This window comes from Hyphomicrobium sp. (genome assembly GCF_035687085.1).
Lineage (GTDB): Bacteria > Pseudomonadota > Alphaproteobacteria > Rhizobiales > Hyphomicrobiaceae > Hyphomicrobium_B.
The window spans coordinates 109,028-133,320 of record NZ_DASRYS010000012.1; the positions used below are offsets into that span (position 1 = coordinate 109,028).

Sequence of the window (24,293 nt, forward strand, 5' to 3'; positions counted from 1 at the left end):
GAACGGAAATGCCGATTTTGGGCGCATTGATAGGGGCTTCACTACTTGAAATCAAAGTTTAAAGTTGACTTTATCTGCGGCCGGCCTAGCAAGCCCGCGCTAGCATTCAGCCCCAGGACTTTCGAACCCAACCGATGACCGGCGTCTCGCCCAATCTTGTCGCCCCCGTCTCCCGGCGGCATCCCGAGGTGGATACGCCGTCGAGCCCGGTTGTCCATTTCGATGCCAGCGCTCCCCTGCGCCTTGCCTGCCAGCAGGATCTGGCACCCTTTTCCATAGCTTACGAGACCTATGGGGAACTGAATGCGGCAAAGTCCAACGCCATTTTGATCTGTCATGCGCTGACGGCCGACCAGTACGTGGCAAGCCGCCACCCCATCACGGGCAAGCCCGGGTGGTGGGACAATATGGTCGGGCCGGGCAAGCCGATCGACACGAACCGCTTTTACGTCATCTGCTCGAACGTGGTCGGCGGCTGCATGGGCTCGACGGGGCCTGCCTCCATCAATCCGAAGACGGGTGCTCCTTACGGCCTCACTTTCCCGGTCATCACGGTCGGCGACATGGTGGAGGCGCAGGCGCGTCTCATCGATTATCTGGGTATCGATCAGCTCTTCGCCGTGATCGGCGGCTCGATGGGCGGCATGCAGTGCCTGGAGTGGGCGTCGCGCTACAAGGATCGTGTGTTCGCGGCCGTCCCGATCGCGACGGCGGCGTGGCATTCGTCGCAGAACATCGCGTTCCACGAAGTCGGCCGGCAGGCGGTCATGGCTGATCCTGAATGGTCAGGCGGCGATTACTATGCTGCGGGCAAGGTGCCGAAGAACGGTCTCGCGGTTGCGCGCATGGCCGCGCACATCACGTACCTTTCGGAAGAGGCGCTGCACCGGAAGTTCGGCCGTAGCTTGCAGGACCGTTCGGCGCTGTCGTTCTCGTTCAACGCCGAATTTCAAGTCGAGAGCTATTTGCGTCATCAGGGATCGACGTTCGTCGATCGCTTCGATGCCAACAGTTATCTCTACATCACGCGCGCGCTCGATTATTTCGACATGCGCGAAGGCGCGGGCGGCGTGCTTGCAAATGCATTCCGGGGTACGAAGACGCGCTTCTGCGTCGTGTCGTTTACCTCGGACTGGCTGTATCCGACGCGCGAGAGCCGCGAGATCGTGCAGGCGCTCAATGCGGTGGCCGCGAACGTGTCGTTCGTCGAGATCGAGAGCGACAAGGGGCATGACGCGTTTCTGCTCGAAGAGCCGACGTTCTTTGCGACGATCCGCGGGTTTCTCAATGCGGCCGCGATGAAGCGCGGGCTGGGGCCAGCGGAGGCGCGGACATGAACGCTCCCGTCACCGGACAAATCCTGAAGAGCGCAAAGATCCCGCGCGTCGACCACGAACTCATCGCCGAGATGGTGGAAGCGGGATCGCGCGTGCTCGACGTTGGCTGTGGCGACGGCGAGCTTCTGCAGCTTCTATCCGAGCGCAAGGGCGTCGACGGGCGCGGCGTCGAACTCCAGCGCGACAAGGTCAATGCCTGCGTGGCGCACGGGCTTTCCGTCATCCAAGGGGATGCGGATCGCGATCTCGACAATTACCCGGATCAGGCATTCGACTACGCGATCCTGTCGTTGACGATCCAGGCGACGCGGCAGCCCAAAAACGTGCTGGAGAACCTTCTCCGGATCGGGCGGCGCGCGATCGTGTCGTTCCCGAATTTCGGGCACTGGCAGGTGCGCACGAAGCTGCTGTTTTCGGGCCGCATGCCCGTCAACGATAATCTTCCGGACGAGTGGTATCTGACCCCTAACGCGCATTTGTGCACGATCCGGGATTTCGCCGACCTCTGCGAACTCGTTCATGCGGATGTGGAGCGGGCCGTGGCGTTCAACGCGTCCGGCGCGCGGCTGCCAATCAAGTGGTCGCTGTCGATGCAGAACCTGTTCGGAGAAAAGGCTGTGTTTCTCCTACGCGGGCATCCGGCTCCCCACCGTTAGTAGCGGCGAATACCGGATGTGCCGCGGGTGTCGGCGGGCTTCAGCAGCGCTGGCTTCCTTACCAACTTTCCGGTGCCGACCGGGGCCATCACTTCCTTCTTCGCCTCGACCAGAATGACGCCGGCGACGCCAATCGACATGCTCGATCCGAATCGCTCGAGCGGATTGGCGACGCGGAGCAAAAGGCGCTGGCTGACGGGTGGGAAATAGAGCGCCTCCCCCCAGTCTACCGGGGTGAAGAGTGCGTCGGTGAGCTGGGTTTCGAGCTGGCTACGGCTGAACGGCAGGCCGTGACCGAAGGGCGTGCGGTCCATGCGCGACCACAGCCCCCGGCGGTTCGGAACGATGAAAAGCGCGCGGCCGTCGGGCTTCAGCACGCGCCAAACTTCGCGCAGTAGAGGTCCGGCGCGCTCAGCCTGTTCCAGGCAATGGACGGCAAGCAGGCGATCCACCGAGTTGTCTGGCAAAGGCCATTGGTTCTCGGTGACGAGAACCGAGTGGCAGTGGCCGGACCGGGGCCAAACGATCGCGCCCTGGCGGGACGGCATCAGGCAGGCGAGCCGTGCTGCTTCGGTTCGGAAGGTGCCGAGAAACGGCGAGGCGAAGCCGACGCCAGCGACGGTCAAGCCATTAACCCGCTTCCAGCGCTCGCGGATGGCGGTCGCAAGCTGACGCCGAACCACCCGGCCAAGGGGAGTCCTGTAGAAATCTCTCAGGTTGATTGCGTCGAGAGGCATTCTGGCGCTTACCTGAATCGAAATAATCGGCTTTACCAGCTTTGTCTCTAAACGATCCGGCCGGGCAGAGACAGCCCGGGCGGGCAGGCCCTTTCAATCAGTGCGTCGTTTCGTTGCGTTTGACACATTGGACGCACCCAACCAAAGTCCGGCCCATGGGAGCACTCGAAATCGTTCTTCTGCCATGCTTGGCGGACAACTACAGCGTCATTCTGCACGACCCGGCTTCGGGCCAAACGGCAGTCATAGATGCGCCGTGCGGGGCGACGATCAAAGCGGCGCTGGCCGAACGCGGCTGGCGGCTCACGCACCTCTTCATCACGCATCACCACGCCGATCATACGGACGGCATCGCCCAGCTGAAGGCGTTCTACGGTGCCAGCGTGACGGGGCCTCAAGCCGAGGCCGACCGGATCCCGTGGCTGACGCGGCTCGTCAAAGCCGGCGATAAGCTCGAATTCGCAGGTCATCCGATCGAAGTTCTCGATACGCCCGGACACACGCTCGGTCACATCACCTATTATTTCCCCGAGGATAAGCTCGCCTTCACGGGCGATACGCTCTTCTCGCTCGGATGCGGACGCGTCTTCGAGGGCGACCCGGAGATGATGTGGGAGTCGGTTTCCAAGATCGGCGCGCTGCCGGGCGATACGCAGATTTACTGCGGTCATGAATACACGCTGAGCAACGGCCGTTTCGCGCTGACGATCGAGCCGGAAAACGACGCGCTGAAGAAGAGAATGGCGGACGTCGAAGCCCTGCGCGCAGCAGGACAGCCGACGCTGCCGACGACGATCGATGCCGAACTTGCGACAAATCCCTTCCTGCGGCCGCACTCGCGCGCCATCCAAGCGCGGCTTGGCATGCTGGGTGCGCCGGATGCTGAAGTCTTCGCGCGGCTTCGCCAGTTGAAGAACAAGGCCTGAGCGGCCGCGAAGGAGGATCCCTTGCAACGCGATCTCTCCGGCGACGACGTGATCGAAATGCTCGGCCTTTCGCCTCATCCGGAAGGCGGGCATTTTCGCGAGACATTCCGCGATGCGGCCGAGCCCGGTAAGCGGGCAGCATCCACGGCCATCTACTTCCTATTGAAAGAAGGCGAGCGCTCCCACTGGCACGCGGTCGATGCCGCGGAAGGTTGGCACTTCTATGCGGGCGATCCTTTGGAGCTCGACGTGTCTCCAACGGGCGGGCCAATTACGCACATTCGCCTTGGCGCAGATCTCGTCAACGGGGAGCGGCCGCAAGCGATCGTTCCGGCAGGCCATTGGCAACGCGCGCGCAGCCTCGGCAAGTGGACGCTCGTCGGCTGCACGGTTGCTCCCGGCTTCACTTTCGAAGGGTTTACGCTGACGGCGCCGGACTTCTCACCGGACGCGCCTCCGTCGGTCGATTAAGCGGCTAAGCTGCAACAGCAGAAAGCCTTTCGCGAACAATCCACACGCCGTCCCCAACTGCGTTTTTTGGCGGCGTGGCGTGATGGCCTTCCATCCACGGGTTAATTGCCCCTTTCCAACAACAGTGGTGTGGCGCTTCTTGTGGGAGGCGTTCGACTCGTCAACAGTGAACGGCGAATCACGTTCCGATTCACGGGGGTTGCAGTCCATGAAACGCGAGTCCTCAGGACCCGTCCTATCTACGGTGTTTGTCGACTACGACAACATCTACCTATCTTTGAAACGTAAGAACGAAGACGCTGCGAAGCGTTTCGCCAAAGACAGTGCTGTGTGGCTGCAAGGAATTGCGTCCGGCGAACTCATCACGTCCACGAACTCGTACGCATTGCCCGGCCCGCGCCGGATCGCGATGAACCGCTGCTACGGCAATCCTGTTCCTCGCCGTAACGCGCACGACAATTCGACCGACATGAACTCGTTCCCGTTCATCCGCCATCACTTCTTGCGCGCCGGCTTCGAGGTGATCGATTGCCCGCCGCTGACGGCGCAGCTGAAGAATTCAGCCGACATCCGGATCGTCATGGACGTTCGTGACATTCTCAATCACGACACGTATTTCGACGAATTCATCATTCTGTCGGGCGACGCTGATTTCACGCCGCTGCTGCATCGTTTGCGCGCGCATGCTCGGCGCACGGTCGTTTTTGCGAACGATCATACGGCGCAACCGTATACGGCAATCAGCGATGGCGAAATTCGCGAGTCGAACCTCATCTCGCTGTTGACGAGCAGTGGGCGCGCGATCTCAGGCGAGAGCCCGCGCGAGATTTCGGCTCCGGCTCCGGTGATCGATGTCGAGGCAGCACGCAAGGCGATCGTCTCCGAAGTCGTCGAGTTCGTCCGCGTGGCGCCGCAGGCCGTTCCGCTCGAGACGCTTGCCGATCGTGCGGTTCGCGTCGTCGGCCGGGACAAGACGGTCGGCACCAACTGGGGCGGCTATGGCTCGTTCCGCGATCTGCTGCTTGCCGATCTGCCGGACGACATTCACTTGAGCGACACCGCGCCTTACACGGTGTTCGACGGCAACCGGCACATCTCGGCAGCGGGGCTGATCGCGCCGCAGCTGTCGCCCCCGGCCGCAGAGCCGCCGCGCCGCCGTGAACCTGAGCCCGAGCCGGTGCGTGTCGAAGCGCAGCCGCAGCAGCCTGCGTTGTCCGCACCTCAGCGGATGCCTCAGCCGGCCGCGACGCCTGCCGTTCCGCACGGCGGCTATCAGGCCCCTGTTCCGCCGTCGCGCTACATCGACCGGGTGACGCCTGCCGCGCCGCCGGCTCCGCCCATGCCGTCTTCGCGCATGCCGGAACTGACGGCGATTGCTCCGGCCGCCGCACAGGCTTCGATCGCGCAGGCAGCTGCCGCGCCGTTGCAGCCGCGCCGGCAGCCGATCGCGCCACCACCGCAGCAGCAGGCGCCGCTGCAGCCCGAACCGCGCCGGGAACTGGCACGGCCGCAGGCTCAGCCGACACCTCCGCCGCCGATGGCTCCGCAACAGCGCGGCGCCGATCAGGCCACGCAGATCCAGCAGTCGATCGCGCGTATCCACGAAGCCTGCCAAGCACCCGCGCTGGCTCCGGCGGAATATCGCGTGCTCTTCGACGTCATGTCGCAAGAGATTTCGACGAATGGGCTGCAGGGCGCGCAAACGCTCGTGAACATCACGCAGCGGGCTCGCGAGTTCGGTCTCGACATCAAGCGGGATGATCTGCGGTTCATCTACGACGTGGTGAGTGAGAGCGATCCGTGGTTCGAGCAGGGGACGTCGGCGAACCTGTTCGCGGGACGCTTCCGCAACTTCGTCGTGGCGCGCTGCCGTAGCCAGGGGCTGAGCCTTTCGTCCGACGAACTCGATCTGATCGAGGCTTGGTTCTCGGCGCCTCAGCAGCAGCCGCAGGCGCGCCAGCAGCAACAGGCACCGGCATACGCTGGACGCCCGGCGCAGGCGGCCGCTCCGCAGCAGCAGATGCCGGCCATGGCCGGTGGGCCTGGCGGTGAGCGCTGGTGGAGCCATGACGACGGCCGCCAGCAGCAACTGCCGGAGCCGCAGCGGGACAGCGAGCATCGCACGCCGAACGCCTATGCGCAGACGCAGAGCGAAGGCGAGGAAGAGTTTCCGCGCATCGTCCGGTCGCGCTTCCGCGGCTAAGGCGGCGGCTCAACCGCAAGGACACTAAAAAGGCCCTGCCGGAGATTTCCGGCAGGGCCTTTTTCATTGGTGTGATGTCCGCCGAGAGGCTGAGCGATCAGCTCGCGAGATACTGGCCGCCGTTGGCTGTCAGCGTCGAACCGGTGATGAAGGACGCATCATCGGAGGCGAGGAACACGACGCAGCGCGCGATCTCTGCCGGTTCGCCGAGACGGCCGACCGGGATCTGCGGAAGGATGCTCTTCTCAAGAACGTCCTGCGGAACGGCCTTCACCATTTCGGTCGCGATGTAGCCCGGGCAGATGACGTTGACGGTGATACCGGCGCGCGCGCCTTCCTGTGCCAACGCCTTCGTGAAGCCGATGTCGCCCGCCTTCGATGCCGAGTAGTTCACCTGGCCCATCTGGCCTTTCTGGCCGTTGATGGAGGAGATGTTGATGACGCGGCCGAACTTGCGGGCGCGCATGCCTTCCCAAACCTGACGGGTGACGTTGAAGAGGCCGTTGAGGTTCGTGCCGATGACATCGTCCCACTGCTGCTTCGTCATCTTGTGGAACATGACATCGCGCGTGATGCCGGCGTTGTTCACGAGAACGTCGATGGGGCCGACGTCTTTCGTGATCTGCTGGACGGCTTTCTCGGTCGCCTCGAAGTTGGCGACGTCGAACTTGTAGACGGGGATTCCCGTCTCGGCCTGGAAGGCTTGCGCGGCGGCATCGTTGCCGGCGTAGCTCGCGGCGACACGGTATCCACTATTCTTGAGCGCGATCGAAATTGCGTGGCCAATGCCGCGCGTGCCTCCCGTAACGAGGGCAACCCGTGCCATATCGGTGTCTCCTGGATTTTTTGTTTCTGCTTATGATTGGGATGCAAAGGCGCAGCCGCTGTTTGCGACGGCTGCGCGAGGAATTTTAGAAAAGTCAGTCTCTCGCCACGCACATGGCGACGCCCATGCCGCCACCGATGCACAGCGTGGCGAGGCCCTTCTTGGCGTCGCGGCGCTGCATTTCGAAAACGAGCGTGTTCAAGATGCGTGCGCCGGAAGCGCCGATGGGGTGACCGATGGCGATGGCGCCGCCATTGACGTTGACCTTGTCCGCATCCCAGCCGATGCCCTTGTTCACCGCGAGCGCTTGCGCGGCGAAGGCTTCGTTGGCTTCGATCAGATCAAGATCCTGGATGGTCCAGCCGGCTTTCTCGAGCGCCTTCTTCGACGCTGAGATCGGCCCCGTGCCCATGATCGAGGGATCGACGCCCGTCGTTGCCCAGGAGACGATGCGGGCAAGCGGAGTGATGCCGCGCTTCTTGGCTTCCTCGGCCGTCATCAGCACGACGACGGCTGCGCCATCGTTGATGCCGGACGCGTTAGCGGCGGTAACGGTGCCTTCCTTCGGATCGAAGGCCGGACGCAGCTTGGCGACGCTATCGTAGGTCACGCCTTCCTTGATGTACTCGTCGTTCTCGACGACAGTATCACCCTTGCGGCCCTTGATCGTGACGGGGGTAATCTCGTCCTTGAACTTGCCGGCCTTGCGCGCGGCTTCAGCCTTGTTCTGCGAAGCGACAGCGAACTTGTCCTGCTCTTCGCGCGTGATCTGCCACTGGCGCGCAACGTTCTCGGCCGTGGTGCCCATGTGATAGTTGTTGAAGGCGTCCCAGAGGCCGTCCTTCACCATCGTGTCGATGAACTTGATGTCGCCCATCTTGGTGCCGTCACGCATGTGGGCGGCGTGGGTCGACTGGCTCATGCTTTCCTGACCGCCGGCGACAACAATCGAAGCGCCGCCCGTCTGGATCTGCTGCATGCCCAGCGCAACGGCGCGGAGACCCGAGCCGCAGATCTGGTTGATGCTCCAGGCCGGTGCATCGACTGGAATACCGGCGCCGACCGATGCCTGGCGAGCCGGGCCTTGGCCCTGGGCCGCTGTCAGGACCTGTCCGAGAATGACTTCGGAGACGTCGCCTGCCGGCACGTTGGCGCGCTGAAGCGCTGCTTTGATCGCAATCTCGCCGAGCTTGGAAGCCGGCAACGAGGCCAAACTGCCGTTGAAGGAACCGACGGGAGTGCGCGCCGCACTCGCAATAACAATTGTCGAAGCGTCCTGGCTCATCTTGGCGGCCCCTCCCTGGGCACACGTGTTTTCCTTAAGATTTATCGATCGGGCCGCTGACGAACCGTTTGTTTACGGCCTCATTCAGCATCCGCAGGCAGTTTGCAGTGGGTGGTCATTTTCAGCAATTGCGACCTCTTAGCGATACTGCCCAGTGGCATTGGTTCATTCCCGCCCAAAAGAGTGACAGAATCGTCTGGCGGTGATGGGCAAGGGTGTGGTACGCTGCCGCAGTGCAGCAACCTGCCCGTACGCCGCCGTTAGTAGAGATCGCGAACGCAATGTTGACCAACCCAGATCCGCAGGCACAGGCCCCCAAGCGTGAGGCCGTCGTCATCAAGAAGTACGCCAACCGGCGTCTTTATAACACCGAGACCAGCACCTACGTCACGCTGGAAGATCTGGCGAAGATGGTGCGTGGTGATCGCGATTTCGTCGTGTACGACGCAAAGAACGGCGATGACCTGACCCACGCGGTGCTTACGCAGATCATCGTCGAGCAGGAAAGCCGCGAAGGCGGGCAAGCGCTGCTGCCCATTCCTTTCCTTCGGCAGTTGATCCGGTTCTACGACGACAGCATCGCGCGCATGGTGCCGAGCTATCTGCAATTCAGTCTCGAACATCTGGCGAAAGAGCAGGTTCGCTTCCGCGAGCAGTTCGCGTCGGCCTTCTCCAACCCGGCCGCTGCGTTCGAATTTTATCAGCAGCAGGCGCGGCAGAACATGGCCATGTTCGAGCAGGCAATGTCGATGTGGGCTTCATTCGGAACGCCCGGCAAGGGCGGCAAGCCCGGCGAAGGGCAGCCCCAAGCTTCAGGCGAGGCAGCGAGCAGCACTGAAAAGAGCGGCGATCGCGATGAACTGAGCGAACTCAAGTCTCAGCTCTCGGCGATGCAGGAAAAGATCGAAAAGCTCTCGCAGTCGCGTCCCTGAGGCCCGCTCAGATGCGTCAGGCCCGTTTGACGTACTCGGAGCTGTCGATGGGCATGCCATAGTAATAGCCCTGCAGGTACGTGACGCCTGCATCGATCAGGTAGTTGGCGGACCGCTCATCGCCAACCCACTCGGCCACGGTTTCCATGCCGAAGGAATTTGCCAGCTCCAGCATGGTTTTGATGAAGATCTGATCGTTTTTGTCATCGACAACGTTCTTCACGAACGCGCCATCGATTTTCACCATGTCGACGTTGAGCGACTTCAGATTTTTGAAGGACGTGTAGCCCGCGCCGAAATCGTCAATGGCGACGCGGCAGCCTAGCTCCTTCAAGGTATCGACGAAGTTGGCGGTCTGATTGATTTCCTGAAGTGCCACGGTCTCCGTGATCTCGATGATCATGCGGTGGAGCAGGTTCGCGTCGCCTTCAGTCAGGCGGCGCAAAGCCGCCAGCCACTCTTTGTCCGTGCACGTGTGACCCGACACATTGACGGACAAGTGGAGCTCGGGATGTTTCTTCAAAAGTTCGACCGCGAGTTCGAGCGCCCTTCGATCAATGAGGCGGGAAAGACCAAGCTGCTCGGCAACGGGCACGAACTCGCCGGCAGGAACGAGGCTTCCGTCGGGGCGCTCCATGCGCAGCAGAGCCTCGTAGATGTCGGCCTTGCCGGTGCTCGTTGCGACCAGGGGCTGAAGCACGAGACGCATGCGATTTTCATCGAGGGCGCTCACGACACTTTCCGCGATCGTCTTGTTGCGGTGACGTGTTCCATCTCCGGCGGACGACGGCTGATAGAGCGCGAAGCTGTCATGCCGCTTCGACTTGGCAAGGTCCAATGCGTGAAGGGCGAAGTTCACTGTGTCCTGAACGGATTTTGCTTGATCGGGCACGATGACGCCGCCGAGCGAAATTGCAGCGGCGAGCTGCGCTGCAGTCGTCTTGATGGTTGTATCGCGGACGGCGCCAATGAATCGCTCAGCTGCCGTGTGTGCAGCGGCGGGGCCGCAATTCATGAGGATGAGACCGAACTTGTTGTCGGAGTATCGTCCGATGACATCGCCACCGCGCAACTTCGATTTGATCCGGCGGCCGATCTCGGCAATGACTTCGTCGCCGGCTTGCAGGCCGAACGTCTCGTTGATGACGGCCAGATTGTTGACGGAGATCATGAGGAAGGCGCAGGAGCGCCCGTCGCGTTCGGTGCGCGCGAGAACAGCGCGCAGGGCCTGCATCAGGCGAATGCGATTGAGCTGGCCCGTCAGTTCATCGAGATCGTTGCGCGCAAGCAGGCGCTGCTGTTCCAGGTACTGCTCGTCGACAATGCGAACGACGCCGCGCGCCAGCTGCGGATGCCCGTCGGGTCCGGGCCACCAGCGGCCTTGATCTTCAAGATGCACTTCCTTGGCGCTGCGCAGGCCACGGGGGCGCAGCCGGTAGTGGATGTGATAGGGCACGCCGCGCAAATTGTCGGCGCCAGCCGTGCGCGAGAAGACCTCCTGCCGGACGTTCAGATGCTCAGGTGCGATCAGCGCGTGGTAGGCGGCGCCGGTTGCGATTTTGCTGAGGTCAGTAACACCCAGAATATCGGGAGCATTGCTTTCCCAATCGACCCGGCCAGACTTCAAGTCCCAAACGTAGGCAGTCTCTTCGACGGAGGAGAGAATGCTGACGAGGTCGAGTGCGTCTGTTTCGTTGGAGAGGTCTTGTCGTTCGCTCGCGGACTGCGGTTCGTCCTCGGGCTCGGTGCTTTCTGGTCTTGTGCCGGCGTCGCGTCCCGAAATCACGTTTTCCCCTCAAGCTGCCACGCCGCGACCCCTCGAACGTAAACCGAAGGGCGCTCGAGAAGCTGAAGGGAAACTAATTCGGTGGCCTTCACAAGGGCCAAAATTGTGCAATCAGGGGCTGCGGAAACGCAGCCCCTTCTGCGAAGATGTCTGAACGCTGATCTAGTGATCAGCACCGATGTTCAGATCGCGGCGGGCGACGCGGATGCCGATCGTGTAGCCGCCGATGACGTCAATGAGCGCGGCGATCAGGATCAAGAAGAAGACCGACGTTGCGGCCTGCGGGACCATCAGAAATTCAATGACGACGGCCGTGAAGACGACCATGGACAGCGCGTGGTCGATCAGCGTCGAAGTGGTCGTGAACGTCGATTTCACGATCTCGATGAAGAGCAGGATCAGGGTGACGAGCAGGATGAAATCACCCCAGTTGAACGTCCAGTCGCCGCCGCTCAGAAGGTGAACTCGGAAAATCTCGTTTTGGAGGGCTTCGGGGCCCATCGTCAGGACGATTGCATTGTAAAGAATGAATGCGAGAACCAAGAGCGGGATGGCCCTGACCGACATGAATGCTCTCCTGACATCAATCACCCCCCTGGGGCGAGCCCGCGCTTTTTTGCACGGTTAATGAACTTTGCCAAGCAACGGTGGCCGACAAAAGGCGATAGGCGCCGTCGCGATGGCAACGGCGCCTTAAATTTCAGTCAGATGAAGCTTGTGAGCTTACTCTTCGACTGCCGGCGGCAGGATCTGCCGGCCGCGGTACTTGCCCGACTTCAGGTCGATGTGGTGGGGACGGCGACGCTCGCCGCTGTCCTTGTCCTCAACGTACGCGTTCGCCGTGAGGGCGTCGTGCGAGCGACGCTGGCCCCGCTTCATGGGGGACGTCTTTTTGCGCGGAACTGCCATCGTCTTGCTCCAAATGTGACAACCGTGCCGCCAAAGCGGACGGACCGCCGAACGAGCGGCGGGAAAGCCAATCTCAAATCGCTGGATAAACCGGCGGCTCCGTTTCCGGGCGCTCGGTCCTTGGGCGGCGCTTATACGCAAGTTATGGACGAAACGCCAGTCCCCCGGTGAACCTTTAAATTCGCCGCTTCCGGAGGACGCAGGCGAGCTGGCTGGATGGGGCAAGCCGCATGCGGACCTGGATGGCGTTTGCGAGCCTCTGGAGGCCGGGTCCGGGCTTGCCGGCATTGCGTACCAAGGGGTTCGGCAGGGCCACCGCCAGGCGCGCGGCTTCCCGCTCGGTGAGGTTTCTGGCCGGTTTGTGGAAGTAGTACTCGGCGGCCTCGCCGATGCCGAAGATGCCGGGGCCCCACTCCGCGATGTTGAGGTAGACCTCCATGATGCGGTGTTTGGGCCAGACGACCTCCATGACGTAGGTGAGCGGCAGCTCGATGGCCTTGCGCAGGTAGCTCTTCGATGGCCAGAGGAACATGTTCTTGACCACCTGCATCGAGATGGTGCTGGCGCCGCGCGCAGCTTTGCCGCCCCCTGCCTTCTCGACCGCGTCTTCCAGAGCCTCGAAGTCGATGCCCGAATGCTGGCAGAAGCGGCCGTCTTCGCTCAACATCACAGCCCGCACGATGTTGGGCGACATGTTCTCGATCGGCACCCAACTTTGTTCGACGGGGCGGCCGGTGATCCAATGCTGCAGCATCAGAGCCGACGCGGGCGGATTGACGTAGCGATAGAGCACCATCAGCAGCAGCACGAGTGCGAGCCACCCCGCGACGAGCCAAACGGCGATCTTGAAGATGCGCTTTGGGAGCGAGCTTTTCGGCTTTGATGTTTCCTGCTTTGCGGCGCGCTGCTTCTTCGGCGCGGGCGCAAGGTCGGGCCGCATCGAGGGATCGACGGTCAGCCCCTCGAACGCAGGCGGCGGTGGAGGCCCCCACAGCTGCGGCTCCAGCCTTTGCTGCGGTATCACTTGGCCAAGCGACTCTTTCGCGGGCTCTATTCTCCCGAACAGCGTTGGCTTTTGGGGCGCGGCCGGGACGGCGCTCGCATCATGAGACGCGGCGCCTTCCAATTCCTCAGGCGAGACTGCGCGCGATGAGACTTCGGCTTCAATTTCGGAGAATACGTCTGCTTCCCTCGCCGCTTCTTCTGGGGCTTCGCTTTTTATCGCCTCCACCGGCGGCTCGGGCTCGGGGTCGGTTTCTGGTTCTGGCAGAGGCGGCAAGTCGAAAGAAAACAGCGGATCGATGGCGGGTGTGATTGGCGCGCTTTGGGGGAGAGGCTCAGGCGCCGTGAAGAATGCGCGGGCTGGAAGCGGCAACGGCGGATGCGAGCGGGCCTGCAAATCACGCCTGCGTGCCGCCTCCACGACAGCAGTGTAGTCGCCGCTCGTGACCTCGGACGCGGACACGGCCAGCGCGTCGGCAGCGGCAAGCGAGCGGGCGAGCGCGGCTCCCAGCTCAGCAGCCGAGATCGGGCGCGGAGGCGGACGCATTGTGCCGGCGTCACCGTCATCAAGTGGCCCCAAGGGCGCGGCAGTTGAGCCCGATGTTCTGTCCGGCCGATCCATGCTTTGCTTCAATCGATGTCAGTATGATACGGCGGGCGGAATAGCGCCGAACCATGGCCTTGTTTAAGCGGCGTGCGTGATCCCTGGGGAGAGCATAAGGCAGTGTCATCGTTTCTTGTCCAGCTCGGCAACTCGGCAACAGTCGTCGAAGCCTATCTAGAAGCCGTTCTTGCCGATCAGGAGGCTGCGGGAACGCCGCCGCGGCTGGCTGAGGCCCTTCGTCACGCGGTTCTCGGTGGCGGCAAACGTTTCCGCCCTTTTCTCGTCTTCCACAGCGCCGCGCTGTTTGGCGCTGGTGAGGAAGAGGCGCTTCCGGCTGCCGCAGCCCTCGAGTGTATCCACTGCTATTCGCTGGTTCATGATGACCTGCCGGCCATGGACAACGACGAGTTGAGGCGCGGCCGCCCGACTGTGTGGAAAGCCTATGATGAGTGGACGGCAATCCTTGTGGGCGACGCGCTGCAGGCGCTGGCGTTCGAACTCCTCTGCGGGGCAAAGGGCCGGGACAATCCGAAGGCGCAGGCCGAGCTCGTGCACGTTCTCGCGGTCGCGTCCGGATCGATCGGCATGGTCGGCGGTCAGGTCCTCGACCTCGAGGCCGGCAAGCTCGGTCAGAGGGATCATCCCACGATCACTGACGTCATGCAGCTGCAGGCGATGAAAACAGGCCGGCTCATCACGGCGGCTTGCGAAATGGGTGCGATCGTCGGCGGCGCCAGTGCGGCGGAGCGGTTGGCTCTCAAGACCTATGGAGAGCATCTGGGCGCCGCGTTCCAGATCAGCGACGATCTTCTCGATGCGGAAGGCTCAAGCGCGGATGTGGGCAAAGCCACGGGCAAGGACGCTGCCGCGGGCAAGGCCACGCTTATCGGGATGCTCGGGATTGCGGAGGCGCGGCGCTATCTCGACCGGTCAATTGCTGCCGGAATCGATGCGCTCTCGATTTTCGGAGAAAAGGCTGAGCCCCTCGCCGAAGCTGCGCGACTGATGGGCAGTCGCGAAAGCTAGGGCGAGAGGCTCTCGTGCAAGTTCAGGATCAGAACTTGTAGTTGAGACCGGCACGAATGGTGTGAAGGTCGTTGTTCACACCGAAGTCGTCCTCACCGAGGCCGACGAAGAGGTATTCGGCCTTGGCGCTCCAGTTCTGAGCGAAGGCCCATTCGATACCGCCGCCGACTGCGTAGCCGACCTGCGTGCCCGAATCTTTCCATGAATCGCCGTCGTCGAAACGGACGCGCGTGTCGATATCTGCAAATGCGACACCGCCCGTGCCGTAGACGAGCCAGGGGCCGGTTGCGATACCGAGACGGCCGCGAACGGTCGAGAACCAGTTGATCTCAGAATGGAGCGATGCCTCGGGATCGACGCCGAGGCGGCCGCCAATGTCACCGCCCTGGAAGTCGCCCTCGATGCCGAAGACCAGACGTCCGCGCTGCCAGTTGTAACCAACCTGAGCGCCACCGAAGCCACCCTCGGCGTTCGTGGGATTGGAATCCGACCACGCAAAGCCGCCGTTGATACCGACGTAGGCGCCTTGCCAGATCAAGGGAGCTTCGTAGCGAACCTCCGGCTGGGGCGGCGTGTAGGACTGATAAGGACCCAAATCGGCTGCCCAGGCGCCGCTGCTTGCGGCGAGCGATAGCAAGGCCCCGCCGAACGCGGATGCGACTGATAACGATTTCATTTTCTTCCCCGTGTTAATCGACCGGTAAGGCCGTACGTTAACCAGGAAACGTCCTACAGCGTTTTTGGTTTCGAAATCGGCAATCTGCCTGCTTATCCAGAAGATCTGGTATGCATGGATAATTTAACCTTAACGTGAGTATTAGGCGCGGGCCGTAATTCGGCTTTTCTCGGCCTTGAGCTTATTCCGGGCCATGCGACGATCGCGCAATTTCAGAAACGGCAAAATCCAATGCGCCATTCTTATCTCGCGGCGCGACTTTTCCGGATCGACGAGATGGGTCGTCGGCAGGCTCTGCGTGAATGACGTCTCCATCAGCGTGCCCAGAGGAAACGTCAGCTCATCCTGCAGCTGGATCATGCGCGCGTAGAGATCGGCGAGCGGCGTGACGAGGCGGCCGAAGCCGTTGCGAGCCTGTGCCCAACCGACGATGTAGAGCCCCCGCACGCCCGGCGGAAAAGCGCCGCCGTAGACCTGCACGACGCCGCGCTCGACTTTCACGAGGCCATCGCGAAGGAACGGAAAGGACGTGTTGAAGCCCGTGGCCGCAACGATGAGATCGTAGGTGCCGGTTGTGCCATCGACAAAGGTTATGGTCTTTCCTTCGACGCGATCGATCGCGGGCCGCGGTTTGACGCGCCCCAGACGAATGGCATTCAAGAGGTCGGTTCCAAATGCCGGGTGCCGATCAAAGATCTTGTGGTTCGGCTTCTGCAGACCGTAGCGGCGGTAATCGCCGATGGTGACGGCGATGATGGCTTTTAGGATGAGCCTCTGAAGGAATATCGGCAAACCCCAGAGGGGAATATCTGTCAGTGGCCGGCCGAGAAACGTCTTTGGTAGATACCAATAGCCCGTTTGCAGACTGATATCGCAGGAGCGGCCGAACCGGCCTGCATCACAGGCCATATCGACGCCGGAATTGCCGCCGCCGATGACCAGCACGCGCTTGCCGGTGAGCTGCTCAGGTCCCCGATAGTCCTTCGAATGGAGAATTTCACCGGCGAACGTGCCGGAGAACTCGGGGTAGCGCTTGTCCCAGTGATGGCCATTGCAAACGATGACGCCTTTGTAGGTGCGTTTCTCCCCGTCCGCGAATTCAACAGCCCATGTCCCGTGGCCGTCCGGCGCGGCGGATGTAACCTTCTTATTGAATTCGCTCGAACTCAGGATGCCGCGCTCTTTTGCGAAGGCCTGCAGGTAAGCCAGCATCTGATCGGCGGAAGGGAAATCCGGATAATGATCCGGCATCGGGAAGTCGGTGTATTCGGTGGCTTTCTTCGAGGAGACGATGTGCGCGTGCCGATAGACGCCGTGGAGCCAGTTGCCGCCCACTCCCGAGGCTGCGTCGACGAGATCGAAAGGAATTCCACGGCGCTTCAATGCCGCCGCCATTGCGAGGCCGACGGGGCCTGCGCCAATTACGAGGTGGCGTTCGAGCGTGCTTATTCCTTCGCTCATTCTCCGGGATTCCCTTGTCGAAGCCGTTCACACGTTCCTAATCAAACTGCGTAGCGCGCCGGGGGGTCCATCCGAGGCTGGCGGTAACTATCGCGGAGGCGGGTCAGGTTTCTCGATACATCAACAAAGAAGGAAAAGGCGAGCCCCTGCTATATCGCCGCACATGGCAAGACTGCCGCACGCGGCCAGCGGCAGGGAATAAAAGGCTAATTTTGGTTAGGACTGATCTGGCCGCTATTCGGCGGCCGCGCCGCCGGCCATTTCGGCCACGCCGAAACGGCGCTCGATGTAGTCTTCGACGATGGCTTTGAAATCGCCTGCGATATTCGGGCCGCGGAGCGTCATTGCCTTTTTACCGTCGATGAAGACGGGGGCGGCGGGGGATTCACCGGTGCCGGGAAGCGAAATGCCGACGTCGGCATGCTTGCTCTCGCCGGGGCCGTTCACGATGCAGCCCATGACGGCGAAGTTCAGCGTTTCAACGCCCGGGTACCGCGTTTTCCAATCGGGCATGCGATCGCGGATCATGTCCTGAATATCGCGGGCCAGTTCCTGGAAAACGGTGGAGGTGGTGCGTCCGCATCCAGGGCAAGCGGCGACGACGGGCACGAACGAGCGGAGCCCCATCGTCTGCAGCAATTCCTGCGCAGCGCGGACTTCCTGCGCGCGATCGCCACCCGGCTCAGGCGTCAGCGAATAGCGGATGGTATCACCGATGCCCTGCTGGAGCAGAATGCCGAGCGCCGCGGATGACGCCACGATGCCCTTCGATCCCATACCGGCTTCGGTGAGGCCGAGATGGAGCGCATAGTTGCTGCGGTCGGCAAGCATCGCGTAGACGGCGAGCAGATCCTGCACCGACGACACCTTGCCCGAGACGATGATCTTGTCGCGTCCGAGGCCCATCTCTTCCGCGCGTTCGGCGGAAAGCAGTGCCGACTGGACCATGGCCTCGTGCATGACGCTCCGGGCGGGCTTGGGCTCGGCTGAGCGGGCGTTCTCGTCCATCAGATGCGTCAGCAGCTCGGCATCGAGCGAGCCCCAGTTGACGCCGATGCGGACGGGCTTGCCGTACTTCAGAGCCGTTTCGATGATGGCGCCGAACTGCCGGTCCTTCTTGTCCTTGAAGCCGACGTTGCCGGGATTGATGCGGTACTTGTCGAGCGCCTCAGCGCAGGCGGGATTTTCGCCCAGCAGCTTGTGGCCGATGTAATGGAAATCGCCGATCAGCGGGACCGTCACGCCTGCTGCACGCAGCCGGTCGCGAATGTGGGGAACGGCCTTGGCGGCTTCGTCGCGATCGACGGTGATGCGGACGAGTTCGGAGCCGGCGCGCGCGAGGTCTGACACCTGCTTCACGGTCGCTTCGATGTCGGCCGTATCGGTGTTGGTCATCGATTGGACGACAACGGGCGCGCGGCCGCCGACCGTGACACCGCCGACTTGGACGGCGACGGTTTCGTGCCGGGCTTTCATCGTGATGCTGCCGCCGTGCGACATTCTAAAGGCCTTTCCGATCCCTGTGGGCTTCTTCTAGCGCCGTCTGAAGCTTCCCGCCAGAAGCGATATAGACGCGATTGTGCACAGCGCTATGACGATGCTCGGGCCGCCGGGAGCGTCGCTCCACAATGACAGCCAAAGACCGAAGATTACGCCGAAAATAGCCATGACCGCGGCAAGTACCGCCATTCTGCCCGGTGTGTCGGATAGTGGCCGGGCGGCAACGGCTGGCACGACGAGAAAAGCCATGACGAGCAAAATACCGACGATCTTCATGGCGACCGCGATCACCACCGCCAGTAGCAGGTCGAAAGCCGCTCGCGGCAGTCGCGGACTGATGCCCTCCGCGGTCGCCAGATCCTCGTGCAGCGACAGACGCACCAGCGACTGCCAGAGGTACAGCGTGATGGCGAGGACGACCGCACCGCCGCCGTAGATCCAATAGAGATCGTTTTCGGTGACGGCGAAGACATCGCCGAAGAGGTAGCTCATCAGATCGATAGCGGGGCCTTTGACGACGGCTATGGCCGCAATGCCGAGTGCCAGCGATGCGTGGTGCATGAGGCCCAGCGCCGAATCGATCGGGACCATCTTCTGCCGCGAGAGGAGCGTCAGCACGGCGGCGGCGGCGACGGCTGCCAGAATCACGGCGAGCGTCAGATTGATATCGGCGGCAAGGCCAAGCGCGACGCCCAGCAAGCCCGCCTGCGACAGCGTCTCGCCGACGTAGGACATCCGCCGCCAGACGACGATGCAGCCCAAAGGCGCCGCGATGATTGCCAGTCCGAGTGCTGCGAAGAAGGCGCGCCAGACGAACGGCTCAGGCCACTCGAACACTCAGGAGCCTCGCGCGGGAGGCGGCGGGTCCGCGGGAGGTTTGGACGCAAGGGGTTTGGGCTCGCCTGCCAGATCGTGACGATGGTCATGATGATGGCGATAGACGCCGAGCACGGTCGCGGCCTGCGGTCCGAAGATGCGCGCGTAAGCGGCGTGCTGCGACACGTCCTCAGGCTTGCCGGAGCAGCAGACGTGGCCGTTGACGCAGATCACGCGATCGCTGCGCGCCATGACGACGTGAAGATCGTGCGACACCAGAAGAACACCGAGGTTATGCCGGGCCCGCAGCCGGTCGATCAGATCGTAGAGGTCGGCCTCGCCCGTGAAATCGACGCCGCTCGCGGGCTCATCGAGAATGAGAAGGTTCGGCTTACGGAGAAGCGCGCGGGCGATCAAGACCCGCTGGGTTTCGCCCCCGGACAATTTCGACAGCTGCTGGTTGAGCGTCTTGACGGCACCCGTCTCTTCGAGCGCAGCCTTGATGTCCTTCAGAGTTGTATGCTCTCCGAGCGCGAGGAAAGAGGCGACGGTCATCGGGATCGCGGAATCCACCTCGAACCGCTGGGGAACGTAGCCGATGCGCGTTGACGCCGGCTTCACGACGCGGCCTTCGCCGGGCTGCTCGATGCCAAGAAGAATGCGCACGAGCGTCGTCTTGCCCGCGCCGTTGGGACCGATCAGCGTGACGATCTCGCCGGGCTTCACATCGAGATTGATGTTGGTCAGCACTTCGCGGCTGCCGCGCCACATCGAGACTGCCCGCGCCGAGATCAGCGCATTGGGATCGGGCTCGCGCGCCGTTTCGCCGGCGAATGGCTGGTGGCCATGGTTGTGGCCGCAGCTGCAGGACACGGGCGCGCACGTGGCGCCATTACCGTTCGGCGTCAGCCCTGCTTCGTCATGAGATGACAAACGTATTTTCTCCTGCCCGAAGGCCAAGGGCCACCACGTCATCGCGGCCCTGCTGATATCGGCTATGCCTTGCGGCGCGCCGCGCAGTCCTGGCAGGTGCCAGAGACTTCGACGAAACGTACGCGCGGTTCAAAGTCCGCACCGTGAGCCGCGGCATCGATGGCGTGGAAGATGTCGTCGCCATCGACTTCTTGCACAACACCGCACTTCTCGCAGCTCAAGAACATCGGACGGCGGCCGGTTCTCGGCTGGTGCAAGCGCCGGCATGCGAAGTAGGCGTTCTTGCTTTCGAGGCGATGGACGACGCCGGCTTCGAGCAACGCGTCCAGGGCTCTGTAGACCGAGATCGGCGCCAATCTCGTGCCTTTTTTGGCGAGACGATCGAGAACCTCATAAGCACCGACGCTGGAAAGCGTCGAGGCGATTTCCTCGAACACTTTGCGGCGAAGCTCGGTAAACCGGATGTTCTTTTCCGCGAAAATCGCGGTCGCCTGCTCGATCGAGGTTTTCACCCGCTCGCGCGCGCGCTGCTCTTCGGTTGCGGTTGCTACCATGACAGTCCTCCAGGCCCTATCGAACGCCTTAGAACCTTCGGCGCCTGGAACTCTCAGGCAGCCGGACGATATAACATGTCGTGATTGCCCGCCATTCCGTTCAAGGCGCCGGTGCGCTTTTTGTGCGGCGCAGCGACCTGCTTGACCCTCTTCCACTCACGCTCCAACGTTGGAATTCTAAAGAGAAGTTCATGCGATGAGCACATTTCGTCTTAATGTTGCCGCCAATTGGCCTGCTCGGAAGCGCAATCATTAAGCAACGCGGTGTGCGACCCGCAGGACACACAGGCTGGGACCTATTTCAGCATGGACGTAAAGTTTCTGATCGACAGGCTGGTGGAGAATGCCCGGCCTATCGGCATTGCCCTCTTCCTGGCGTGCTCCATTGCTCTCCTCCTGCGGACACGGTTCGCGCGCCGCCTCCGATCCGTCATTGAAGAGACCATTTTCTCGAACTGGCGTCTGGCGTTGCTTGGCGCGACCGGCATCGTGCTGTCGGCCGCGGCCGGATGGCGGACCTGGGAAGGAATGTACAATTTCACCGGCGAGCCCATCATCGCGGGAATGGTGACGTTCGGCATTCAAGGCATCATGTTGATCGTTGCCTGGCTGATCGGCGAGAGCTTTGCGACGGGCATGAACTCGCGCGCCCGTCCGGGGCAATCTTCTCTCGTCAGTGCCGCCGCGCAGCCGTGGATCGGCTCGTTCATTGGCCTCCTTCTTTTCATCACTGGCTTTGTCCTGTTCCTGCAGTGGTCGGGACCGACAGACGGCCGCCATGCAGGCGTCGAGGACATCAACTGGTCCGCCGCCAGCGACAAGTTTCTGATGTTTGGAGCGGGACTTCTGCTCTTTGCGCTGTTCGCGCTTTATGCGGCGAGCGATCTGGTGCGGCCCTATGTGCAGGTCACGCGCCTGATCATCCGCAATTCGATGCTATGGCTGATGTTCCTTGCCTGTATGTCGGCGAGCGTCTTCTTCTCGTTCGACAGCTTCTTCACCTCGATTTTCCCAGCATCGGAACGCGCGCGAGCGGCCGAACTGCGCGCACAAAATCAAGTCTCCGGCATCATTACCGACATCGAACAGGCGATCTCAACACGCCGCGCCGCGCTTGCGGAGGAGCTGTTCACGACGGACGCGTGGAAGGGCTACGAGCAGCAGCTTGAAAACCTCACGAACGCGGCCGCGCAATCGCAGGGCGTGATCGAACAGTTCGTCAACAGTCAGATCGAAGAACACCGGCGGGCGGTCAAGGAACAGCAGGAGCGGATTTCGTCTGCGCAAGCGGGCCAGGCCGGACTGGTCAATCGCAAGACGTCGCTTACGGATGAGAAGGCGAGTCTTGCCGCACAGCGGCCTGAGTTCGCCGCCGATTACGCAGCCAAGAAAGCCGAGTACGACGCGAAGGTTCGCGACGTCGATGCCAAGCGCGTCGAAGCACTCGCGGAAGACAAAGGCGTGGAAGGCAGCGGCAAGGTTGGACGCGGCCCGCTCTATCGCCAGCGGATGGCGGAACTCTCGCAGCTGCAGGCTGCAGCCCAAATCGCCCAGGAGCGCATGAAGGACGCGCAGAAGCGTCTCAGCGGCGTCGAGACCCGTCTCTCGGCCGTCGATCGCGAGCTGGCAACGCTCGACGGCGATCTCGCCAAGTATAAAGGCGAAGCCGAAACGGCCGAGCAGCGCATCAAGCTCGCCGAGGGCAACATCGCGACCGATGCCGGGCCGAAGACGGATCCGGCGCGCATCCTCCCGCTCTTCGAACAGACGAAGGCCGAATTCCGGGCCAATCCCAATCCGGAAAACCTGCTTGCCGTCCAGCGGATGTGCGGCGACATCAAGGGCGCGATGCAGGCGACGCCCGAGACGAAGGCGCTGGTTGGCAGTGTCGATTGCGATCCGAAGACAACGGCGGATGCGGCCTCGACCCTCTTCGCGCTTCAGAACGGCACGAAGGTTTTCGAGAATACGTGCGTGGGCGGCGACAAGCTCAACGAAAACAAAACGACGGACGATCTCTTTGCCTTCGCGCGCCGGTGTCTTTCCGACAGCGCGTTGCCGAGCGCGGACACGGATGCGCTCAGGACCCAGATCAATCACATCGAGCTATCGCGCGATGACAAGGCGCACCGCTTCGTGGTGACGCTCAACGCGTTCCAGGATGGGAACCGGCTTGCTTATCTGGCGCTGGCGATTGCGATCGGTCTCGACGGTTTGATCTTCATGTCGGGTCTTTTCGGCGCCAATGCCGTGCGCTCGCCGCTGTCGGACATTCCAAGTTTCAGAACGCGTTCGGGCTCGCAGCTGGAAGCGACGATTAACGCCGCGCTTGGCGCGCATCCTTACGAGACGGCGTGGCTGACATTGACGTCCTTCCGGCCGATTACAAATCAGGACGGTTTCTCGGCGATGGCCGATTTGAGTGAGATGGAGCGTTCGCAGGCCGATCGCGTGCGCATGGTGCTGACCGCTGGCGCGGACATCGGCGCAGTCGAGACCGTCAGCCATAATCCGGAACGCTACCGCGTTCGCAGTGAGCTGCGCGAATATCTCTCGTCCGTTTGCGACAAGCAGTTCAAGACCGATGCAACGGCAAAGGATCGTGCGCGGCTCGATCAGCTCGTCTCGGCAGCGCTCGCGCCGCATCCGCGCGAACATTCGGAAATCGTGCTCAATACGCTCGAGCCCATCCGCGAGACCGAAGGCTTCACGTCGATGGTGACGCTGACGGACATCACCGACGAATACGACTCGCGCGTCGTCCGCCGCGTGATGAATGCCGGTTCTGCCGTGAAGGCGGTGGCCCCGGACGTCAAGATCGAGGACCGCTATTACATTCGCCCGGCGCTCTATGAGACGCTGCTCACGATCCGCGCGACCGCGCCTGAGAGTGCGGAATACCGCAGCCAGCGCTACTTTTTGGACGGCGGGCCGTATCGCCCGGCGCTCGATGGCGGCGTGCTGCGCGAGACACAGCAGCAATTGCCTTCGGCTCGAGCCACCGACCGCGACACAGAAATGCGGCGTGACCAGAAAGCGTTGCCGCGCGTGCCTGAGCTCGATGCCGAAGAGCGCAAGCGGCTCATTGCCTACTATCGCGAAGAGCTGCTGGAAGCCGTGAACCTGCGGTCAGACATCGTCGACACGCGATTGAGTTTGCAGCAATCGCGCGAGGCGATCCTGGAAGCTTGGAGAGCTCTCAACGCGCACAGCAAGAAAAACGAGAGCCTCGGCTTCCTGTTGCGCGAATTCCAAAACGGCCAGGAACGGCTGCTGGACGATGTCGTTGCTCGCCTGCGCAGAGAAACAGAAGGCGACGAGCGGAAGCAACATCTGCTCGATGGCGTCGACCACCGCGTGCGCGAAGATCTGACCCTTTACCTGCTGTTTCCGGAAACAGGGCTCATCAGCACCCTGATCGACGACCTCGAGATTGCCGCGCAACCGGACGACGGCCTCGTCCACGGCGAACAGGATCTGAAAGATCAGCTCAAGAATGTTCAGGAAGCGCTCGGCAGTCTGGACCTCGACAACCCGCGTTCGTGGGACGAGATCCGCCAGAAGCTTGCCATGCGGACGGGAACCGACTTCCGGAACCTCATGAGGAGGCCGCTCGGCCGGCCCCCTCAGGACGACGATACGGACGCATGAGT

21 protein-coding genes are annotated in these 24,293 nt (G+C 62.2%); 8 read left to right on the forward strand and 13 right to left on the reverse strand.

Annotated features, from left to right (window positions below; all coding sequences use genetic code 11):
• Positions 1-134: 134 nt before the first annotated feature.
• Together metX and metW are read left to right on the forward strand one after the other, a co-directional pair.
• The gene (metX, locus tag VFG26_RS09825; protein WP_325024750.1) at positions 135-1,337 is read left to right on the forward strand and encodes a homoserine O-acetyltransferase MetX; all 1,203 of its coding nucleotides are present in this window, start codon (positions 135-137) and stop codon (positions 1,335-1,337) included.
• The gene (gene metW, locus VFG26_RS09830; RefSeq protein WP_325024752.1) at positions 1,334-1,993 is read left to right on the forward strand and encodes a methionine biosynthesis protein MetW; all 660 of its coding nucleotides are present in this window, start codon (positions 1,334-1,336) and stop codon (positions 1,991-1,993) included. Before metX ends, metW begins: the two co-directional genes overlap by 4 nt.
• On the opposite strand, the gene VFG26_RS09835 is transcribed toward metW, so the two are convergent.
• Positions 1,990-2,730, reverse strand: a complete 741-nt coding sequence (locus VFG26_RS09835) for a methyltransferase domain-containing protein (RefSeq protein WP_325024754.1) — start codon at positions 2,728-2,730, stop codon at positions 1,990-1,992. The two genes, metW and VFG26_RS09835, sit on opposite strands and share 4 nt — an antisense overlap.
• 155 nt (positions 2,731-2,885) lie before the next feature.
• Between VFG26_RS09835 and gloB the strand changes: the two genes are divergently transcribed.
• The 3 genes from gloB (at position 2,886) to VFG26_RS09850 (ending at position 6,330) form a co-directional block, all read left to right on the forward strand.
• Positions 2,886-3,656, forward strand: coding sequence for a hydroxyacylglutathione hydrolase (gloB, locus tag VFG26_RS09840; protein ID WP_325024757.1), 771 nt, complete (start codon positions 2,886-2,888; stop codon positions 3,654-3,656).
• Between the two features lie 21 nt (positions 3,657-3,677).
• Positions 3,678-4,127 carry a cupin domain-containing protein gene (locus VFG26_RS09845; RefSeq protein ID WP_325024759.1) on the forward strand — a complete coding sequence of 150 codons (450 nt, stop codon included), beginning with the start codon at positions 3,678-3,680 and terminating at the stop codon, positions 4,125-4,127.
• Between the two features lie 208 nt (positions 4,128-4,335).
• Entirely contained in the window at positions 4,336-6,330 is a 1,995-nt protein-coding gene (locus VFG26_RS09850) for an NYN domain-containing protein (RefSeq protein WP_325024761.1), read from the forward strand.
• Positions 6,331-6,427: 97 nt separating this feature from the next.
• On the opposite strand, the gene phbB is transcribed toward VFG26_RS09850, so the two are convergent.
• Complete coding sequence (gene phbB, locus VFG26_RS09855) at positions 6,428-7,156, reverse strand: acetoacetyl-CoA reductase (protein ID WP_325024763.1); 729 nt, start codon at positions 7,154-7,156, stop codon at positions 6,428-6,430.
• Positions 7,157-7,250: 94 nt separating this feature from the next.
• Positions 7,251-8,441: an acetyl-CoA C-acetyltransferase gene (locus VFG26_RS09860; protein ID WP_325024765.1), complete on the reverse strand. Its 1,191-nt coding sequence runs from the start codon at positions 8,439-8,441 to the stop codon at positions 7,251-7,253.
• Positions 8,442-8,722: 281 nt separating this feature from the next.
• Between VFG26_RS09860 and phaR the strand changes: the two genes are divergently transcribed.
• Positions 8,723-9,373 carry a polyhydroxyalkanoate synthesis repressor PhaR gene (gene phaR / locus VFG26_RS09865; protein WP_325024767.1) on the forward strand — a complete coding sequence of 217 codons (651 nt, stop codon included), beginning with the start codon at positions 8,723-8,725 and terminating at the stop codon, positions 9,371-9,373.
• A gap of 16 nt (positions 9,374-9,389) precedes the next feature.
• Here the strand turns inward: phaR and VFG26_RS09870 are convergent, their stop codons facing one another.
• From VFG26_RS09870 to mtgA, 4 genes are all read right to left on the reverse strand, one after another.
• The gene (locus VFG26_RS09870) at positions 9,390-11,159 is read right to left on the reverse strand and encodes a bifunctional diguanylate cyclase/phosphodiesterase (protein ID WP_325024769.1); all 1,770 of its coding nucleotides are present in this window, start codon (positions 11,157-11,159) and stop codon (positions 9,390-9,392) included.
• A 162-nt stretch (positions 11,160-11,321) separates the two neighbouring features.
• Positions 11,322-11,726 (reverse strand): hypothetical protein, encoded by a 405-nt coding sequence (locus VFG26_RS09875; protein ID WP_325024771.1) that lies wholly within the window; start codon positions 11,724-11,726, stop codon positions 11,322-11,324.
• A gap of 156 nt (positions 11,727-11,882) precedes the next feature.
• Complete coding sequence (gene rpmF / locus VFG26_RS09880; protein ID WP_290995963.1) at positions 11,883-12,068, reverse strand: 50S ribosomal protein L32; 186 nt, start codon at positions 12,066-12,068, stop codon at positions 11,883-11,885.
• Positions 12,069-12,243: 175 nt separating this feature from the next.
• Positions 12,244-13,617, reverse strand: coding sequence for a monofunctional biosynthetic peptidoglycan transglycosylase (mtgA, locus tag VFG26_RS09885; RefSeq protein WP_325024777.1), 1,374 nt, complete (start codon positions 13,615-13,617; stop codon positions 12,244-12,246).
• Positions 13,618-13,794: 177 nt separating this feature from the next.
• Between mtgA and VFG26_RS09890 the strand changes: the two genes are divergently transcribed.
• Positions 13,795-14,700: a farnesyl diphosphate synthase gene (locus VFG26_RS09890; RefSeq protein WP_325024780.1), complete on the forward strand. Its 906-nt coding sequence runs from the start codon at positions 13,795-13,797 to the stop codon at positions 14,698-14,700.
• 28 nt (positions 14,701-14,728) lie between these two features.
• Here the strand turns inward: VFG26_RS09890 and VFG26_RS09895 are convergent, their stop codons facing one another.
• From VFG26_RS09895 to VFG26_RS09920, 6 genes are all read right to left on the reverse strand, one after another.
• On the reverse strand, positions 14,729-15,376 hold the full coding sequence (locus VFG26_RS09895) for an outer membrane protein (RefSeq protein WP_325024782.1): 648 nt from the start codon (positions 15,374-15,376) through the stop codon (positions 14,729-14,731).
• Between the two features lie 141 nt (positions 15,377-15,517).
• Positions 15,518-16,837: a flavin-containing monooxygenase gene (locus VFG26_RS09900; RefSeq protein WP_325024784.1), complete on the reverse strand. Its 1,320-nt coding sequence runs from the start codon at positions 16,835-16,837 to the stop codon at positions 15,518-15,520.
• A 234-nt stretch (positions 16,838-17,071) separates the two neighbouring features.
• Positions 17,072-18,337, reverse strand: a complete 1,266-nt coding sequence (gene ispG / locus VFG26_RS09905; protein WP_325024786.1) for a flavodoxin-dependent (E)-4-hydroxy-3-methylbut-2-enyl-diphosphate synthase — start codon at positions 18,335-18,337, stop codon at positions 17,072-17,074.
• Positions 18,338-18,370: 33 nt separating this feature from the next.
• The gene (locus tag VFG26_RS09910; RefSeq protein ID WP_325024788.1) at positions 18,371-19,174 is read right to left on the reverse strand and encodes a metal ABC transporter permease; all 804 of its coding nucleotides are present in this window, start codon (positions 19,172-19,174) and stop codon (positions 18,371-18,373) included.
• The gene (locus VFG26_RS09915; RefSeq protein ID WP_325024790.1) at positions 19,175-20,128 is read right to left on the reverse strand and encodes a metal ABC transporter ATP-binding protein; all 954 of its coding nucleotides are present in this window, start codon (positions 20,126-20,128) and stop codon (positions 19,175-19,177) included.
• 20 nt (positions 20,129-20,148) lie between these two features.
• Entirely contained in the window at positions 20,149-20,640 is a 492-nt protein-coding gene (locus VFG26_RS09920) for a Fur family transcriptional regulator (protein WP_325024792.1), read from the reverse strand.
• Positions 20,641-20,946: 306 nt separating this feature from the next.
• Between VFG26_RS09920 and VFG26_RS09925 the strand changes: the two genes are divergently transcribed.
• The gene (locus tag VFG26_RS09925) at positions 20,947-24,291 is read left to right on the forward strand and encodes a hypothetical protein (protein ID WP_325024794.1); all 3,345 of its coding nucleotides are present in this window, start codon (positions 20,947-20,949) and stop codon (positions 24,289-24,291) included.
• The last annotated feature ends 2 nt before the right edge of the window (positions 24,292-24,293 follow it).